This is a genomic window from Lysinibacillus sp. 54212 (assembly GCF_036662795.1).
GTDB lineage: Bacteria > Bacillota > Bacilli > Bacillales_A > Planococcaceae > Lysinibacillus_B.
Genome location: NZ_JBAFWZ010000007.1, coordinates 1 through 17,568, shown reverse-complemented (window position 1 = coordinate 17,568; position 17,568 = coordinate 1). Strand labels below are relative to the sequence as shown.

The following is a 17,568-nucleotide window of genomic DNA, read 5'->3' as shown; positions in this document are numbered from 1 at the left end:
ATGCTTATATTTATTCAGTTCTATCAGTATTTAAACGTCTGTATAGATTCCTGCAAATCAACGGCCATTTTTGCTAAATGGGTTGAGGCTGCTGCTACTTCTTCCATAGCAGCATTTTGCTCCTGCGATGAAGCTGCTACACTTTGTACATTTGTACTTGATTTGATCGATACTTCGCTAATGATATCAATTTCCTTCACGAGCTTTTCAACGTCTAGGTGAATCGCACGGATAGCCTCTGTAACTGACTCGGCCTGGCTTTGTACATCATGGATGGCATCGTTTATTGTTAAGAAATTATCGCGTGCCACAGATACTTTTTCACGACCAACCTCAACAGAATGATTACTATTTTGCATATCATCCTCAATGATACGCGTGCTTTCAGTAATCTGAGTAACAACCTTTTCAATATCTCCAGCAGCTAAACTAGATTCATCTGCTAGCTTACGAACTTCCTCTGCTACAACGGCAAAGCCTTTTCCATGCTCACCGCTTCTTGCTGCTTCTATAGAGGCATTAATAGCAAGAAGGTTCGTTTGAGTCGCAATATTTTTTATAACATTAACAGCTGATACAATTGCCGCTGTATTTTCATCTAAATCCTGTACACGTGTGCTTAGTTCTACAGTGTTATCTGATATTTCATCCATTTGCCTGGTTAAATCTCGGACAGATGAACGCCCTGTGCTCGCCATATTCTTCGTTTCAACAGCTGCTTCATTCACATGCTCTATACTTTGTGAAATTTCATCCATTTTCTTCAGTATATGCGAGGATAAGCCCTTTACATCCCCTGTTAGTGAGTCTTGGTTTTCAATACCAGAGGCTATTTCTTGAATGGACTCTGTAACAACCTCAGTTGCTTGTGTTACCTCCATACTACTAGCAGTCAATTGCTCGGAGGTTGCTGCTACCTGCTGTGAGGACTCCCCTACCTGCTTCATCGTAGAACGCAGCTTTTCTGCCATCGTATTAAACCCTGTCGCCAGCTGGGCAAATTCATCCTTTGTTTTAAAATGAAGGGCTGTTTGTAAATCACCGTCAGCAAATCGGTTCATTTCCGAAACCGTTTTTTGAATGTTTTTAGCAACACGACGACCAAATACAGTTGCTATCACGATACTAATAATTAATGACAAGATTGTAAGCACGAAAATTTCTTTAATATTGAAAGCGCCCTGTTTCTTCGTTTTTTCAATCTTCTTTATCATCTTCTCCTGCTGACTTGTTGCCATCGTTTTACCGAAAACAACAAGCTTTTGTGAGCCCTCTCCTAAAACCGGTAGCGCCACCTTTTGCGCCTGCTCCACATCACCGTTTTGAGAAAGCGGAACAATTTGCTCATCAATTGGTGTCTCCCACTCTTTTAGTTGAATTAAAAATTGATCAAAATCCTTGTCGTCATAGCCAAGAGCTGCCAGACGATCAACGGAGCTATGTAAAGTTTCTCGAATTTCATAATGATTGTTTAGCATTTCTTCCTTACCATATAGCATATATCCACGAATTGCTGCATTCGCTCGAACCGTTTGGAAAGAAATATCATTATACAAATGAATAATCTCTGTATCCTTTTCAATCCTATCAAGCGTACGATTGTTTTCATTTAAATAGTACATACCTATGCCCGCAATACTTAAAAGGAGTACTAAAACAATGCCAAATGCAAATTGTAGCTTCCGTTCTACTGTCAGTTTCATCTTACACCCTCTATTCCTTAATAATAAGTCGTACTGAGTATATCTCATGTACGAGCTTTCTCCTATAGTTGTTATTACTATTATAACAAATCCTATCTAATATTTGACAAAATTAAAAACTCCTTTCAGAGTGGAGTTTTTAATTCCTCTCTATTGTCAAAAGAGAACGTTTGTTCTAAAATAGAGGTAAAGGAAGTAGGGAGGTAATATTTTGAGACCTAATCTAACGAAGGATATTAGTGTAGAAAGCTTTAAAGATTTCTATTGGTTAAAGGAAGAATTGCAATCATTTTGTAGAGAACATGCAATAAGTGCTTCTGGTTCTAAAATGGAGATTGCTGATAGGATTGAAACTTTTCTTCTGACAGGGGCAATCACAAAACCTACGAGACGATCGAATAAGCAAACGGAGCCCGAAGTAGATTTAAGCCTGAATAAGGTCATTACGGAAAACCATCGTTGTAGTCAGCATGTACGAGCATTTTTTGAGAGTGTAATACCGAAATTTCATTTTTCTACTTCTATTCAAAAGTATTTTAAAAGCAATGTCGGAAAAACATATCAGGATGCTGTCAACGCTTGGTACCAGGAAGAAGAACGTAAAAATGACCCGATGTACAAGAAAAAGATCCCTCCCCAATTCGAATATAATCAATTTATTCGAGACTATTTTGCTGACCCGAAAAATCGAGGAAAAAGTCGTGAAGAAGCTATTGAAGCATGGAACGAGATCAAGAAACTTCCTGGTAGCAATAAATACACGCCTATTACATAGTGAAGCGTCTCCTGTGAGCTAACCATCTATCGGGTAGAAGCTAGCCCTTGTTTGACATCGTACAAATGCTAGTTTTACCCGTTCGAGCCTTGGGATTGCAAGGCCAACGATAATTAAATTATTTACTTTACCTCAAGAACTTCACCTGTTTCAAAAGTGTGCAATTTCTCGTTTAAAATCGTCTTAAGAATTTTAAACCCCTTTGGACCCGTACAATGACATGAGTACATATGATTAATTGGCATGTTATTTAGTGTCTGCCCAATTCGAATGACTTCTTCTTTCGATTTACCTAATGTATTGAGTATCGGTAAACCAATTAAATGAAACCCACCAATTATTTTATCGATTTTTTTATTCGGGAACTTTTGTAATACTGTTTCTATCATTGAAACAATTCCATGATGACTGCATCCGCTAAATACGACTAAACCATTTGGACGTTCAATGACCAGCATGATTTCATGATCAAAGTTATCCAATTCTTTATTGGTCCCTTTATAAAGATTATTCGTAAATTCCTTAGTCGGCTGTAGGTAAATAATATGTATGCCCTTCCCTATTTCAATATCCTTCTTTACCAATTTCAAACGACTACTATATTCCATTTCTATAGTAGTGTCCGCGCCTACAGAATGAAAATAAGGACCTATTTTTAACCAATGTGGTTCTAGGGCATTTTGTGATAAAAAGATAGTTGCATGGTTATTCACTCTATTCAAAAAACCTAAGCCGCCAATATGATCCGAATGCCCGTGAGAAATAATGACTGCATGTACAATATCTAAATCAATTCCTAAAGCTTGTGCATTCTTTATATAAGATTGATCTGGCCCCAAATCAAATAGTATTTTCATTTCTTCGGTTTCAATATATAATGACAGACCATGTTTAGCGGTCAAATTTTTATCGAACTTTGAGTTTTCTAGTAAAGCAGTAATTTTCATTGAGATTCCTACTTTCTGACACTTTTTTATTCAACAACTTTTCAAGCTAGGATTAACCCTCACCTACTCCATATCAACAATCTCTAATTCCATGTCTTGATTTAATTTTAGGTTAACCCATTTGCTAGCTCCTGAAATATCAATTTTTTCGGTTGTTTTCTCTTCTGTTCCATCTAGATTTAAGCTATAAGATATTGCAATTGTTGAACTGGCTTCACTTAATGCTGCATCAAACCAAAGGATCTGTCCGTCTTTGAAAGGACTATAATCTGCATTGATAACACCGCCACTAAATTCCTCACTTCCATACACATATTTCACTAAGCTCAGATGTTTAATTTTTTGAGAGGCTGCCATTTCTACCGAGATTCCCTCACCGAAATCTTTCGCCGTTTTTTCTTTTCCTGCACAACCAACAAGAAGCAATGAGGCTAACAAAATCATCATTAATTTCTTCATCTAACCCTCTCCTATTTCCCTTTTAGAAGAAAACGATTCTATTTACAAAATGTTCCTGCGTGAAATTATAATTCCCTTAAAACTTACGGTCTAACGTGGAAAAAATCGTGTCCTATTAATGATTCTCACCTATAATGAAGGAGCAATCTTTCCATGAGATCAAGGAGAATCCTTATGAATAAAAATATAGAGGGCTCAGAGGACATTCTACTTTCTGATTCAGCCCAACGCCAAACCCATCCATTTTATAATAAAAGAATCGTCATTACAGGTGCGCTTTCCACTATGACACGTTCAGAGGCTGCGAAAAAGGTACGGGCTTTTGGTGGAATCATGCAGGGAGCTGTTACACAGGACACGAATTTCGTTATTCTCGGAAATAAACGCCGTAGTATAAGTACAAAGCAGCAAAGGGCAGAGGGACTAATAAGTCTTGGTTATGATATCCAAATGATCTTTGAGGATGATTTTCTTTGGCTCCTTTCTATGCCCAAAAATAATTAAGCTATCTTCTTGAAGATAAGCAGCCACAATAACTCATTTCCGTAAAAAGATTATTGTAATTCAGGTTTCAAAGCTATAAATGGTATTAAAAAACAGCCTATTGTTAAGGAACTGAAAAATTTCAAGGGAATCGTGCTAGTAGAGGTCAGGGCTAAGGACGGTACGGAGGTTAAGGCTGAGCTTTAATATAAAATACACCGACTACCACTAAAATAGCCGGCTTACCCCGTTCTAAGTTTAGGACGGGGTAAAAAAGATAGTTGTTAGACTATCTCTTTTCTAATCACAACCCTTTATTAAAAAACATGTATTTCCTCATTTAAACTCAAATGTCTCCAGCTCCCGCAAATAAATAGGTATCCGTGATTCAATTGCCTGCTTATCTCCCATTCGCAAGTAAGTTTCGGTGTTACTCTCTTTTTGTAAAGCGTCATAATTGCCGTAACATAAAGAAAATAACTCCAGAAATTGTTCGATTTTTAAAGCTTTTTTTTGCTCGACCAATCCATTTGTATATCCTTCTTCAAATCCAGTAGCCAGTGCATATAGAACATCCTTATGCATGTGAAATTGATTTTTAATATAGCGTGGAGCTTGGTCATAAGTAGGAAAAAGTGTTTTATAGTTGTTTACATGATTACCCGCAGCAGCAACACCACTGTATATAACCGGACGCGGATCAATTAGGTGAACTCGACCATCACGAATAATAAGATTTTCAGGAGAAGTATCTTGATTCGTCAATGAAATAGAAGAAACTGAACGTTTTTCAAGACACCATGACAATTTCCCTTCAATAGATGAACGGTCAAAAGAAAGTTTTGCCTCCCTTAATCGTGACCACTCTGAATGAAATTTATCTTTTTCATCTGCCATTAATTTCAGTGGATCCTCTTTATAAAAACCCTCTAATTTACCATCCTTCCAAATCAAACTACCAAAACCTTCCAGATTCAATTTTACATTCTCCATTTTCCGAAAAAATTCCCCTAGTTGCATACCGTAATCTCTTGCCTTAAAGGAATCAGTCACCGACAAATTAATAGACTGTCCCATATAACTTTCAATCGTATAGGTGAGTTCAGAATCAACATAAAAATCATATTCGTCAGGACATATCCCAGACATAATCATATTCGCTTGCCGATAATAAAATCCGTTCCCACCATATTCTGAAAGCAATTCCTGACGATCAAAAGGAATGGTCTTTCCGTAAGCCTGCTTCTTAGGAAAACGAATTACAAGGAAGTGGCTTCTAGATAGTTTCGCCAAGTAAGCTTTATGCCATGCCCCTTCTCCTAGCAGTTCGTAATCTGTCTTTGATTGTAATGTTTAATAACCGCTGTTCTCCAAAGCAAAATTGACTTTTCTAAAAACATCTTCCATTCAATTCCCATCCATTCTCTTCAAGACACACTTATTATGAGCTTTTTACATAAGCATGTTTGAAAGAGGAAGCCTTCCTTCTCATCCTACCTTTATGCCAAAAGCAATCCATCTACCATCAATATCTTCTATTACAAGCTCATTATTATTGTAATCAGTATTATGTAGTGCACGGACTATTTTTACATTTGCATTAATAAACTCTTGTTGAAGCTCCTCTTGATTCTTTGTAATAAAGTAAGCATCATAGCCATACCCATATAAAACTCTATTTGGTATAACTTGTTGACCATTTGTTTTAGTTAAAATGATTTCAGTTGAATCACGATACAAGCAAATATGAGGTTCTGCTGCTTCTAAATAACGAACTGCTTTAAAGCCCATTTTTTGTTCATAAAAATTGGCAGTACTAATGATATCTGATGTAGGAAATACGCAATGGGACATTAATAATTGAGTGTTCATTTTATATCTCTCCTGTTTTACCGTTATTTTATTATCGGCTTTCTAAAAGATTGTTACTATAATAATAAAAAGACAAAGTTAATCTTCAAAATGCATAGATCAACTCTGTCTATGTAATGTCATAAATTACGGCTTCAATTATCGGAACAAGGATGAGGAATCAGTGCCCTAAAAAAATCACCTTTATCAAACATCCATTTTATTTTTCAACCCAAATGGTGTTACGATATCTCCTTGAATGGGTTCTTCGCCATCGCTGAAACGAATTCGGATTGACTGACAATTCGTATAATCTGGAGAATCCATCACTTGAAAATGAATATGAGCCTCAGATGAGTTTCCCGAATTTCCACAGAGTCCAACCCTTTGCCCTTGTTGCACAATTTCGCCCTCTTTGACGACAATAGAATGCTGTTTGAAATGTGCTAGAAAACTATATTCCTTATTTGGGTGCTCCAAAACGATATAATTTCCCGCTGGCTGTGTATCATCCATTTCACCTGGAACATTATCCTCAATATGATTCACCACTTTTATGACTTTACCATGGGCTGGTGCGACAACCTCTCTATTGAATGCATAGTAATTTTCATTTTGCATCGGATTGTCTTGATAAGTTTGATTATCCTTCATAATAACTAAATCATAAGCATATCGTTGTGATTGGTAGGCATAATGATAATTGATAAATTCATTTGTTCCACCCCAAAAAACAAACCATTCATCTTTAATCGGCATGTTATACATGTTTTTCGAATAGCGTTTGTCACTTTCAGGAAATTTCATATAAGGTTTCAACAAAAGGCGATGAATCCTATTCGTTGAATCAAATACGACACCAATCGCTTTTTCTTTTCGGTTATCTATCCAAACATACTGAATTAAAGAACCCATTGAAACCTTTTCAATTAGTTCATAGCTTTCAACCTCTTCATTAAAGGACTGCAGTAACTCTATAAATTGATCAATCGTTACTAATTCTTTAAACTCATCAATACACTGTCTATAAAGTATTTCCGGATTTCCATTTAAAAAAGACCTACCAAAATCATCTGGCCTTATGACCCCTTCTACACCTCATCCCATAATAACCCTCAACTCCTAAATTTAGTTAAATTTGACGAACTACTATCTTATACGGTAATGGATCATTAAAGTTTCGTTTATGAATTTCACAAACATAGTATCGGAAATTTCAATGGCGTGACATAGATTAAGCAACACAATTGATTTTTAGAATTTCAGCAGCTTAATCGTCTTAATCCCACTATGAATCTCAACCTCTCCACCAATTGGGAAAGTAAATATCGGCTGTGTATGACCAAAATCAACATCGTATAATACAGGTATTTCCTTTAATTGTGGATGCTTGTCTAAAATAAATGTTAATTGCTCCTCCGTCACTTTCGAGGCTTTTTGGAAGCGTCCGATAACAAGTCCACTTATTCTGCCAGCTGCTTGTAATAGAGAAGTTAAATCTCTTGCAAACATCTCAGGAAATACGAGCTCATCATCCTCTACAAACAACACTGCCCCTTGAATATCCGGCATATATTCCGTGCCCTGCAATAAATTCAAAGTACATAAATTCCCGCCGTAAAGTGTACCGGCAGCCTTCCCCTCGTTATACACTTTCCATTCGGTCGGTTCAAATACTCGGTTTTCTTGGTCTAAATACCACGCATCATCACTCCACCCGTCAGATGGCTCTAGCAAAAATGGCTCGTCCTCCATTAAACAGCGCTTGAAAAAGGCCGTTTGATATTCCTGCCCCTGGTCCATTCCAAAGCTAGAAAAATGAGGTCCAGAATATGTAATAAATCCACAACGAGCTGTAATCGCGTTTGCCAAAGCCGTAATATCACTAAATCCGCAAAGCATTTTCGGATTTCTCCCAATCAGTTCATAATCAAGATACGGTAATAACTCATTACAATTAAAGCCACCTATTACTGTTAGGATTCCTTTTACATTCGGATCTGCGAACGCTGCATGAAGATCCTCGACACGTTGCTGGATCGATGCGGAATTTTGCATATCATTCTCAAATATATGCGCACCGAACGTAACTTTTAAGCCTAACTCCTCTAATCGCTCTTTTGCTTGCTCGATTCCTTCCTCAGAAAGAATACTTCCACTCCTACTTGGGGCAACTATTCGAATCTCATCACCTACAGAAAGCTTTTGTGGTATAAGCATACTCATTCTCCTTTTCTATTGGCTAATTTTATAATTACTTCGGCTACATCGGATAGATGAATTTGCTCCGAGGCATATTGGGATACAGGATGATTCCCAACACAGACACTATACTCGGCATGTTCAAACAAACAAGCATCATTGGCATCGTTTCCAAAGGCAATAAATTTATGGATTCCAAGCTTTTGAAGCCCACTCATTTTATTAATATTTCTTGGGCTAATATCTAAAATGTCTTCCCCTCCATGCTCAAAACAACTAACGGGTAACGCTCTAACAATCTCCTTCACTTCTTCTGGCGGGGAGAAAAGAATTAATTTACAAATGCCCTCTAATTCATCTAAGGAGGCGTTCCTTGCTCTGTTATCAGGGTCGATATTAGGATACATCGGGTGATCGATATCCCCTCTGTAAGCATAATCCCAATCACTATCTCCATGGTATTTAAGCCTATAACGTGTAATGATATCCTTTAATCTTGCTGTCGTTTCGTGTGAAAAATACGTCACATCAATTTGTCGGTTTCGACATGAAAAAGCGCCATTTCCCCCGACCATATCACAAGTATGATAGTGCTCTGGCAGCACGGGAAGCATATCCCGAATGGGTCTTGCTGAAGCAAAGATCACCCGATGACCATTTTCTAATAATTCATCAAGTGCCGCGCAAATCCCTTCCTCTAAAGGCTTTCCTTGAAAACAAATCGTTCCATCTAAATCAAATACAAAATTCATAGCAATCACCTCCCTTTTATCGTAGCTTAAATTTGGTAAAATAAGTAGGACAGGTGTCTCGGAGGTATAGTATGGATAAGAATGATGCGATAAATATATGGGGTTATCCCTTTTCAAACAGAATAAAAGAAAAGCTTGAGCTTCGAATCATGAAAAGAGGTGAGAGGATTCTTGGAGCGGGTGAGCCAATAGACGGACTTTATCTATTAGTAGAAGGGCGATACTATGTGACTACACAAGAGGTAACTGGAAAGGAACTTCTACTTCGATATTGCCATCCTCCTGCCATTCTAGGGGATATCGAAATTTTTCAATCCTGTCCCGTTCAATCCGATTGTATTGCAGACCGTGAATGTACTTTCTTATGGATTCCATTAGCTGTCTATAGAAATGATCTCCAACAGGATGCAGCTTTTTGTCAGCTTCTCCTAAAAGAACTTTCTTTTAAACTACAAACGTGTACCGTTTCTTCGAGAGTAAATGCACTCTCCTCTGTGGCAACAAGACTTGCTGCATACCTATGCACAATCGCTACTGACGAAAATTATACGCATTATATGTCTACAACAAATTTGACTGACATTGCCTCACTCATCGGCACAACAAAGCGCCATTTGAACCGTGTATTGAAGGACTGGGTAGAATTAAATATTGTAGAGAGAAGCGAGGAAGGCATTTCTATACTGGATTGGCAGCAAATCGAGGGTATTTCCGAAGGGATTCGGTATGAATAAGAGTAGGAGCCATCCTGATATAGAATGGCTCTAAAAGCTTATGCATTTTCTATTAGTAAAGGAGAATGCTTTTTTACCGATTGCCTATAAAAGAAATAATTCGATACTCGTCATTTGAGCCTTTGTCCTTAGAAAATTGCACTTCATAGGTATGCTCTTCAATTCTAAGAATGATAATAGGATCAACCCCTTTTCTTTCATCGTACCCGGCAATTTTAAGATCCTTTAAGTCAAAAGGTGGGAAATACTTCGTTTCAAATACAAAAGGAGTTTCTCCTACTGGAAAAGTTACAGTTTGCTCTTTTTCATTAATTGTCGCGCTAGAAACAATTACGGATTGTAGCGTTTCAAAATCATTAGTCGATAAAGCGGCTGCAGCTTGGAGTGTACTGTTAAGAGTATCCACAAATAAAGTTCCATTAACACTCTCTGGGTCTGGTTCCGATGCTGAATTGACACCAAGAGTGGATTCATCTATCTCTCCCCTATCAGAAAATGGCTCCCCTATCAGGAAAAAAAGTAGGGTTCCAGCGATTGTAACACCTAAAAAACTACTAAATAAAGTGATGAGTGCCTTTTTTGAAGTATTGAAATTCATTATGCTATTTCGTTTTTCTAAAGCTTTTTTTCTAATTTCACTTTTAAGTTGCGGTGTAAACAGTTGCTTCTTATTTATATGCGCATCTATGCCACGCTTCACATCTTCTTTTTCGAAATTATCCAATTTGGTCACCCTCCTCGTTCCTTGACATATTACTTTTTATCCGCTCTTTTGCCCTTCTTAAGCGAGTATTAACCGTGTTTTGTGAAATCCCTAAAATGGAACTCACCTCTGAAATAGAATAATCTTGATAATAATGTAGAATTAACACCTCTCGATATTTTATAGGTAGAGCTAAAACCTTCTCGCCCAATTCGAAATCCTCTTCAAAACGAATCATTGTATTTTCTGTAGATTCATTCGTCTCGGCTTCAGACAATCGATTATCTGTAAAAAATAAACTTCTGAAAGACCAGCTCTTTAAATAATCTTTACATCTATTAATCGTAATTTGATAGAGGTATGTTTTATAAGAAGATTCGAAACGAAATCCATCATCTTTCTCGTAAACCTTTAAAAATACATCTTGAATGATATCTTCAGCCACATGGATGTCTTTTACATATGTATAGGCTAAACGTATCAATAGTTCTCCGTATTCATCCATTGCCCATTCCAGCTTCGATATTTTATGACTCAAAGATTAACATCTCCCTTCTTCCTTACTTATTTATTAGACGATTCTCAAGGCGATTTTTGTTCATTAATTTTTAAAAATTTAAAATATTCTTCGACTTACATTCGATTTACAAGAAAAAAATCGCAAAACCATTTTTACTCTCCCAATCCCGTAGTAACTCCGAAAGTATTGTCCAATCTTATCCAGGAAGCATTATAAATTATTGGAAATATATTGTATAATTAAAAAAATCAACATTAAAGGAGCGAGGAATATGACAGTCATTATTTCTACTTTCACAGATGAATCGGAGGGTATGTTAGCTTAAATTAATTCTGTAACCTATTCTCCGATTCGAGTTCTGCAAAGTTTCTAAAATCGGAGGGCATCAAATTGAATATTAAATCTATCTATTATTTATTAACAGGTTCGCGTTCGTTCTGTATTTATATCGTATTTACACTAAGTGCCATTTATTATGTTTCTCAGGCCGGGTTAAACCCGCTTCAACTAGTATTAGTCGGAACCATTATGGAATGTACGGTTCTGTTATTAGAAATACCAACAGGATTAGTAGCTGACCTGTGGGGACGTAAAAAATCATTAGTTCTTGGCACGTTCATTATCGGAGCAGCACATATTTTGGAAGGGAGCTTTCCATCATTTTGGGCGATTGCCGTAGGTGCAGCCTTATGGGGAGTCGGCTGGACGTTTATTAGTGGCGCTGAACAGGCATGGATTGCAGACGAGCTTGAAAACAAAGAATTGGATCACGTATTTCTTAAAGGGGCGCAATATAGCTCTCTTGGAAGCTTTATCGGAATTCTTGTTAGTGTACTATTAGCAGCCCTTTTATCTGTAAGAATTGCTATTTTAATCGCTGGCGCATTGCTCATTGTAATAGCAATCATTGCTTCATTTGCGGTACCCGAAACGAAATTTGTAAGGGCTACTCGGGTAGACACGACAGTTTATCAAAGTATGGGCCGAGCAATTAAAGGGGGATTCTCTCAAATAAAAGGGAATTCCGTTCTAATAGGTCTTGCAGCAATTACATTATTGATAGGGTTGGCTAGTGAGGGCTTTGATCGATTGTGGGGCGCTCATTTTATCGAAGGTTTCCAACTGAACGAAGAACAGGCTATTTATTGGTTTGGTGCATTCTTTGCAATTGCATTCCTATTAAATATATTCGTTCTAAAAGTTGTCGAAGCCTTTGTAAAAGAACGGTATGCACAGGCTTTGCTCGTTCTTAACTCCCTACTCGTTATCACAATGCTGATTTTCGCATTTAGTGGTAGCTTCCTGCTTGCTGTTGTTTTATATTGGGTAATTGCTTCGCTGCGAGAGGCCAACTATCCATTAACCTCCGTCATGATTAACAAACGATTACAATCCGAGGGCAGAGCAACTGCACTTTCGATGTATGGTCAGCTCGATGCACTTGGACAAGTAGCGGGGGGACCTTTAGTGGGGTTGATTGCACTATATACATCGATTGGAGGCGGTATTGCTGCATCCTCCCTTTTAATCCTTCCTACTCTTTACTTTTTATGGCGAATGAGGAAAATAGCAATCTCGTCTTAAACTAGTGCTTATATGAAATTATTCGAATCCAATAATTTCATATAAGCTATCTTTATTTGGATCAAACTCATCCGAAGTGACGGAAAAATCCATTAGCTCTTCCTCTAGCTCAAATAAATATATAGTTTGTAACACGAGATGGCGGTGAGGCTCAGCAATTTGCTGTAACGGATACTGGTATTCAAGTAGCGCCTTGCATAGTAAATGATAGTGAATCAGCTTAATTTCCTTATTCTTATAAAGCGCTGCACATCTTGCAGCAAGTTCGTCTAATCCTTTATGCAAAAGGAGATTTTTTTGTTCCTTTATAGTGCTTGACAGGGATTGAGGCAAGCCTGAATTATAAGTACTACAGCATTCTATACTATTGATTTTCTCTTGAGCTAATAAGGTTAAACCATGCTTTTCTAGTAAAGAAAGAACTCGCTTTTCATCCAGCTCCATATCCATTAATCTAGCAAATATTTGTCTATCTTGAATTGTAAAAAATGGCTTGGCACATAATCGAATAAAATTATTTTCCCAATCTTCTAATGAAATTTTCATTCTAAACCTGCTTCTCTAACTAGCGCTTTTATTAATTCTTCTGCTGAGAGGTCACGGACTTCTTTAAATCCTTCCCCTGCCCATAAGGACATAGCCTGTATATCTTCATTTGCCATAGCACTTTTACGAATCTCTTGAGTGATATAATGAACCATTGGATATGCATGAGGCGCCATAGCATTGTGTTGACGAATAAAATCATTTTCTAATCCTCTTGCAAGTCTTCCAGTAAACGCTCTCGTTAATGCTGTTTTTGAAAACTTACGCTGAATTAATGCGTTTTTATAAACCCCATTTGCACCACTTTCGTGACAACAAATAAATGCTGTGCCGAGCTGAACCGCTTCAGCACCCTCTTGTAAATATTGCTGGATTTGACTTCCGTGCATAATTCCACCTGCAACAATAATTGGTATGTGAATATAGCTCTTCAATTCGATCAAAAGCTCCATCAAAGATTTCTTATGCTCAGGATCCTTATTTTCAAATGATGCTCTATGTCCCCCTGCTTCTAGACCTTGTAGGCAAATCGCATTTGCTCCTAGGGACTGTGCTATTCTTGCTTCCTTTCCATTTGTCACTGTAATGATTACTGTACTACCGTTTAGCTGTAATTCTTTTATCATTTTTTCAGGAGGACAACCAAATGTAAAACTTAAAAAAGGAACCCTATATTGTTTTATTAACTGTATTTTTTCTTCCAAATAATCATCTAATCTTTCCGGAAGGCTTACCTTCAGCTGCCAATTTTGCCTTAATTTACTTTTATAAGATTCTATTTCTTTTTCATTAGCAACATCTTGTGTAGGCACAAAAATATTGACTCCAAATAAACAATTTTCTCGCTGTAATGCCACTATTTCTTCTTCAAGTACCTCGACAGATTTATAACCAGCCGCTATAAATCCAAGTCCCCCACTTTTTGACACGGCCCTTGCTAGTGAAACATTAGAGATCCCTCCTGCCATCGGAGCTTGTATTATTGGGTATTTCACTCGTTCCATCATCTACGCCTCACTTCTATTCAATGATAAATTTTTAAATACAATTATGCCTGCTAGGAAAATACAACATGTTGCGAAAATAAGCGCAGCCTCGTAATCATAATAATCCATTAGCTTCCCTGCAATTGGTGGACCTATCATTTGCCCACCTGCATACATGGCCGTTAAAACACTTAAGATCCTTGGACCATAGTCACGAGCAATGGCATTAGCAAGTGTTGTAATCCCCATAAATGTGAAACCAAACAACAAAGCACTTAAGGACAGCCCTAACCCATTTACGAGTAAGACGGGTATTATAATCCCAACTCCTTGAATCAATAACGCAACGCCTAGCGTTTTCTCATGTTCCCATCTATGAGCTAGCTTTGACCATAAGACACACGACGGGATCGCTGCCAACCCTACTATTAGCCAAACGACTGTTGCATCCCATTCAATAGTCGGAATTCCATTTGCAATTAATACGATATATGTACCTGTTACAATATAGCCTACTCCTTCAAGTCCGTAAGAGAGCATGAGCCACATAATCGGCTTTTGTTGCTTTTGGACCGGTTTCCCAGTTGAGGTCTTCACAATAGAGGCTTGACGAATAAGCATGCTTCCAATCGCCCCCATTAGGATACTCAGGACCCCCAGAAGGATCCACATTAAGCGCCATGATACTAGCGGTTCAGCCCCCATAATTGTCACACTTGATAGAGCAATCCCTGCTCCTACGCCACCATATAAAACTCCGCTCCACCATACCTTTCCTTGCATAGCAATATAATTCAACACAATGCTTGACGTTAAAATAAATACAACAGCACTAGAAATGCCCGAAAAAAATCGTAGCAAGGATAATACCCAGTACTGGTCCATCACACCCATCCCTATAGTCGTGAGCATGTTGATTAGTAGAGCTATCGTTAGCACTAGCCCTCTACTCTTTTTAAAAGTTATTACACTTAATAGGAGTGCTCCGACAAAATATCCAGCGAAGTTACTCGTTGCAAGATATCCAATTGCAGTACTACTTAAATTTAAGTCTTCTTGCATCATCGGCATTAATGGCGTGTAAGCAAATCGTCCAAATCCCATTACAACCGCTAGTAAAAGTATCCCTCCAATAATCGTTTTCACCTTTATTACCCCTTATGTTTTTGATATTTTTAATAGTATCAACTATTTGGTATAAATAATAATTCAAATATTATATGATAGATATCAGAAAAACTGATATCAGGTAGGTGACCAAATGGATATTGATGCATTAAAGGCTTTTAAATATGTGGCCGAATTAGGAAGTATTTCGCAAGCTGCTGAAAGGTTAAACTATTCTCAATCCAATATCACAGCAAAAATCCATAAGCTTGAAGAACAGCTACAAACCAAGATATTATTCCGACATAATCGTGGATGTATTGTGACACCAAAAGGGGAAGAATTATTGCAATATGCCCTACAAATTTTTAAAACGATTGAAAGGGCACAGTCTGCTATGCAAGACCAAGAAAATCCGGTTGGTACATTAAAGATTGGATCGATGGAAACAACCGCTGCCATACGATTACCTAAAATTTTGGCAGCGTATAACCAACAATACTCAAAAGTGGACCTTTCACTACGGACGAATCCAACCTTAAATTTAATTGACTCGGTCCTACATTTTGAGTTAGATGCAGCATTTGTATCTGGTCCTATTCAGCATTCCTCCCTTGACGTAGAAACGATTTTTCAGGAGAAAATGCTATTAATCTACCCTAAAAAAAATGAATTCATCCCATTAGAATCCTCTACTATTTTAGTGTTCAGATCAGGATGCTCGTACCGATTTCAGTTAGAAAAATACCTACGCCATAAAAGCATTAAATCCTATCGACTAATGGAGCTAGGTTCTCTTGAGGCAATTTTAGGCTGTGTTGCTGCGGGGCTTGGCATTACGTTACTTCCGGAGGCGGTGTATAATACGTATTCAAGGTACTATGAATTGTCATATGATACTCTTCCAAACGAGTTTTCTATCATTGATACGCAGTTAATCTCTCAAAAAGAGAACCCATCCGTTCCTCTTTTTCACTTTAAGCAATTATTAAAAAGGATTTCGGCCGGTGCTATTGAGAGTTTCTAATACTTTTAAGGAGCCATGTCTTTCAAGAAGTGGCTCCTATTCTTAACATTTTTATTTTAGCTTCTATCTATGTGAACTTTCCATTTTATAACTGATTATTCTACTTCCTATAATGATAAGGATAAATTTCAGTTTCAACTTACTTACACCCATTAAAAAAGTACTTAAGGTGTAAATTTACACTATAAGTGCTTTTATGGTAGATTTTAATAGAAATATTCATCTTTCTATACGGAATTGTGTTTATAATTACCCTAATGCTTCAACAACCGCTGCCTTCGCATGAATTCTAGTTGTATCGAATAATGGGACACTCACATCCCCCTCTTTTACAAGTAAGCCGATTTCCGTGCAGCCTAAAATGATTCCTTCTGCTCCAGCTTCGATTAGATGTTGAATTGCTCGAACATAGTATTCTTTAGAGGGTCCATTTATCGCCCCTAAACAAAGCTCTTCATAAATAATTCGATTTATTTCTGTACGTTCCTTAATCTGTGGAACTATCACATGAATGCCATGCTGAATAATATTTTCTTTATAAAAATCTTGCTCCATCGTATATTTGGTCCCGAGTAGTCCGATTGTTTTGATCTTTTTTTCTTTAATTTTTTCCGCCGTTGCATCCGCAATATGTAAAAGGGGTATAGAGATGGCACTTTGAATAATTGGTGCTACCTTATGCATCGTATTGGTACAAATGACGATAAAATCAGCACCTGCCTGTTGTAATTTCTGTGCTTCAATTGCTAATGCTTGTCCTGCCTTTTCCCAGTCCCCTAATGATTGATATTGCTCTACTTCTGCAAAATCTACACTTGAGAGTATGATTTTCGCCGAATGCAAGCCTCCCAGTATGGCGTTCACCTCTTCATTGATCAGACGATAATATACGGCTGTAGACTCCCAACTCATTCCACCTATTAACCCGATTGTTTTCATGCTGACTCCCCCTCTTTTGATTTTTCACCAATATAGCTTTTATATTTCTCCGTTACTTTCAAAAACCCTCTCTAAAAATATCAATATCATTACCCAAAGCAGCAAAATAAAATGTTCGATTATGTGATTTGTCAGAATCGATATACTACTTATTTAAATATATGTGCCAAAAAGGACTTTTTTCTCAAATTGACACTCCCTCTATAAATATTGATATATCAAGGGTTTGACCTGTTTTTATTAGTTCGAA

19 protein-coding genes are annotated in these 17,568 nt (G+C 37.4%); 5 read left to right on the top strand and 14 right to left on the bottom strand.

The genetic code is table 11. The features are described from left to right. Positions 1-23: 23 nt before the first annotated feature. Positions 24-1,703 carry a methyl-accepting chemotaxis protein gene (locus V4T18_RS06480; protein ID WP_332647827.1) on the bottom strand — a complete coding sequence of 560 codons (1,680 nt, stop codon included), beginning with the start codon at positions 1,701-1,703 and terminating at the stop codon, positions 24-26. A gap of 211 nt (positions 1,704-1,914) precedes the next feature. On the opposite strand from V4T18_RS06480, the gene V4T18_RS06475 reads away from it, so the two are divergent. Further along, the gene (locus tag V4T18_RS06475) at positions 1,915-2,478 is read left to right on the top strand and encodes a DUF6434 domain-containing protein (protein ID WP_332647826.1); all 564 of its coding nucleotides are present in this window, start codon (positions 1,915-1,917) and stop codon (positions 2,476-2,478) included. A 122-nt stretch (positions 2,479-2,600) separates the two neighbouring features. Here the strand turns inward: V4T18_RS06475 and V4T18_RS06470 are convergent, their stop codons facing one another. Together V4T18_RS06470 and V4T18_RS06465 are read right to left on the bottom strand one after the other, a co-directional pair. Continuing rightward, a complete protein-coding gene (locus V4T18_RS06470) occupies positions 2,601-3,425 on the bottom strand; it encodes an MBL fold metallo-hydrolase (RefSeq protein WP_332647823.1) in 825 nt (274 codons plus the stop codon). 63 nt (positions 3,426-3,488) lie between these two features. Then, on the bottom strand, positions 3,489-3,884 hold the full coding sequence (locus V4T18_RS06465; protein WP_332647821.1) for a hypothetical protein: 396 nt from the start codon (positions 3,882-3,884) through the stop codon (positions 3,489-3,491). 174 nt (positions 3,885-4,058) lie between these two features. Between V4T18_RS06465 and V4T18_RS06460 the strand changes: the two genes are divergently transcribed. Next, positions 4,059-4,388, top strand: coding sequence for a BRCT domain-containing protein (locus tag V4T18_RS06460; RefSeq protein WP_332647819.1), 330 nt, complete (start codon positions 4,059-4,061; stop codon positions 4,386-4,388). Between the two features lie 315 nt (positions 4,389-4,703). Here the strand turns inward: V4T18_RS06460 and V4T18_RS06455 are convergent, their stop codons facing one another. From V4T18_RS06455 to V4T18_RS06435, 5 genes are all read right to left on the bottom strand, one after another. Further along, positions 4,704-5,660 carry a hypothetical protein gene (locus V4T18_RS06455; protein WP_332647818.1) on the bottom strand — a complete coding sequence of 319 codons (957 nt, stop codon included), beginning with the start codon at positions 5,658-5,660 and terminating at the stop codon, positions 4,704-4,706. A 195-nt stretch (positions 5,661-5,855) separates the two neighbouring features. Then, on the bottom strand, positions 5,856-6,239 hold the full coding sequence (locus V4T18_RS06450) for a VOC family protein (protein WP_332647816.1): 384 nt from the start codon (positions 6,237-6,239) through the stop codon (positions 5,856-5,858). A 186-nt stretch (positions 6,240-6,425) separates the two neighbouring features. Then, positions 6,426-7,133, bottom strand: a complete 708-nt coding sequence (locus V4T18_RS06445) for a M23 family metallopeptidase (protein WP_332647813.1) — start codon at positions 7,131-7,133, stop codon at positions 6,426-6,428. A gap of 339 nt (positions 7,134-7,472) precedes the next feature. Then, a complete protein-coding gene (locus V4T18_RS06440) occupies positions 7,473-8,438 on the bottom strand; it encodes a S66 family peptidase (RefSeq protein WP_332647811.1) in 966 nt (321 codons plus the stop codon). A gap of 2 nt (positions 8,439-8,440) precedes the next feature. Next, the gene (locus tag V4T18_RS06435) at positions 8,441-9,172 is read right to left on the bottom strand and encodes an HAD-IIB family hydrolase (protein WP_332647810.1); all 732 of its coding nucleotides are present in this window, start codon (positions 9,170-9,172) and stop codon (positions 8,441-8,443) included. A 71-nt stretch (positions 9,173-9,243) separates the two neighbouring features. Here V4T18_RS06435 and V4T18_RS06430 point away from each other — a divergent pair, with 71 nt between their 5' ends. Continuing rightward, positions 9,244-9,906 (top strand): Crp/Fnr family transcriptional regulator, encoded by a 663-nt coding sequence (locus V4T18_RS06430; RefSeq protein ID WP_332647808.1) that lies wholly within the window; start codon positions 9,244-9,246, stop codon positions 9,904-9,906. 73 nt (positions 9,907-9,979) lie between these two features. On the opposite strand, the gene V4T18_RS06425 is transcribed toward V4T18_RS06430, so the two are convergent. After that, positions 9,980-10,630, bottom strand: a complete 651-nt coding sequence (locus tag V4T18_RS06425) for a hypothetical protein (RefSeq protein ID WP_332647806.1) — start codon at positions 10,628-10,630, stop codon at positions 9,980-9,982. Beyond that, on the bottom strand, positions 10,623-11,147 hold the full coding sequence (locus V4T18_RS06420; RefSeq protein ID WP_332647805.1) for a sigma-70 family RNA polymerase sigma factor: 525 nt from the start codon (positions 11,145-11,147) through the stop codon (positions 10,623-10,625). Before V4T18_RS06420 ends, V4T18_RS06425 begins: the two co-directional genes overlap by 8 nt. 372 nt (positions 11,148-11,519) lie before the next feature. Between V4T18_RS06420 and V4T18_RS06415 the strand changes: the two genes are divergently transcribed. After that, positions 11,520-12,713 carry an MFS transporter gene (locus V4T18_RS06415; protein WP_332647802.1) on the top strand — a complete coding sequence of 398 codons (1,194 nt, stop codon included), beginning with the start codon at positions 11,520-11,522 and terminating at the stop codon, positions 12,711-12,713. 18 nt (positions 12,714-12,731) lie between these two features. Here the strand turns inward: V4T18_RS06415 and V4T18_RS06410 are convergent, their stop codons facing one another. The 3 genes from V4T18_RS06410 to V4T18_RS06400 are packed head-to-tail and all read right to left on the bottom strand — an operon-like array spanning position 12,732 to position 15,391. Further along, positions 12,732-13,259 (bottom strand): hypothetical protein, encoded by a 528-nt coding sequence (locus tag V4T18_RS06410; RefSeq protein ID WP_332647800.1) that lies wholly within the window; start codon positions 13,257-13,259, stop codon positions 12,732-12,734. Next, positions 13,256-14,263, bottom strand: coding sequence for an NAD(P)H-dependent flavin oxidoreductase (locus V4T18_RS06405; protein ID WP_332647797.1), 1,008 nt, complete (start codon positions 14,261-14,263; stop codon positions 13,256-13,258). The genes V4T18_RS06410 and V4T18_RS06405 overlap by 4 nt, the downstream gene beginning before the upstream one ends. 3 nt (positions 14,264-14,266) lie before the next feature. Beyond that, positions 14,267-15,391, bottom strand: coding sequence for a YbfB/YjiJ family MFS transporter (locus V4T18_RS06400; RefSeq protein ID WP_332647795.1), 1,125 nt, complete (start codon positions 15,389-15,391; stop codon positions 14,267-14,269). Positions 15,392-15,506: 115 nt separating this feature from the next. Here V4T18_RS06400 and V4T18_RS06395 point away from each other — a divergent pair, with 115 nt between their 5' ends. After that, positions 15,507-16,379 carry a LysR family transcriptional regulator gene (locus tag V4T18_RS06395; RefSeq protein ID WP_332647792.1) on the top strand — a complete coding sequence of 291 codons (873 nt, stop codon included), beginning with the start codon at positions 15,507-15,509 and terminating at the stop codon, positions 16,377-16,379. 249 nt (positions 16,380-16,628) lie between these two features. Here the strand turns inward: V4T18_RS06395 and V4T18_RS06390 are convergent, their stop codons facing one another. After that, positions 16,629-17,318 carry an aspartate/glutamate racemase family protein gene (locus V4T18_RS06390; protein WP_332647790.1) on the bottom strand — a complete coding sequence of 230 codons (690 nt, stop codon included), beginning with the start codon at positions 17,316-17,318 and terminating at the stop codon, positions 16,629-16,631. Positions 17,319-17,568 lie beyond the last annotated feature (250 nt).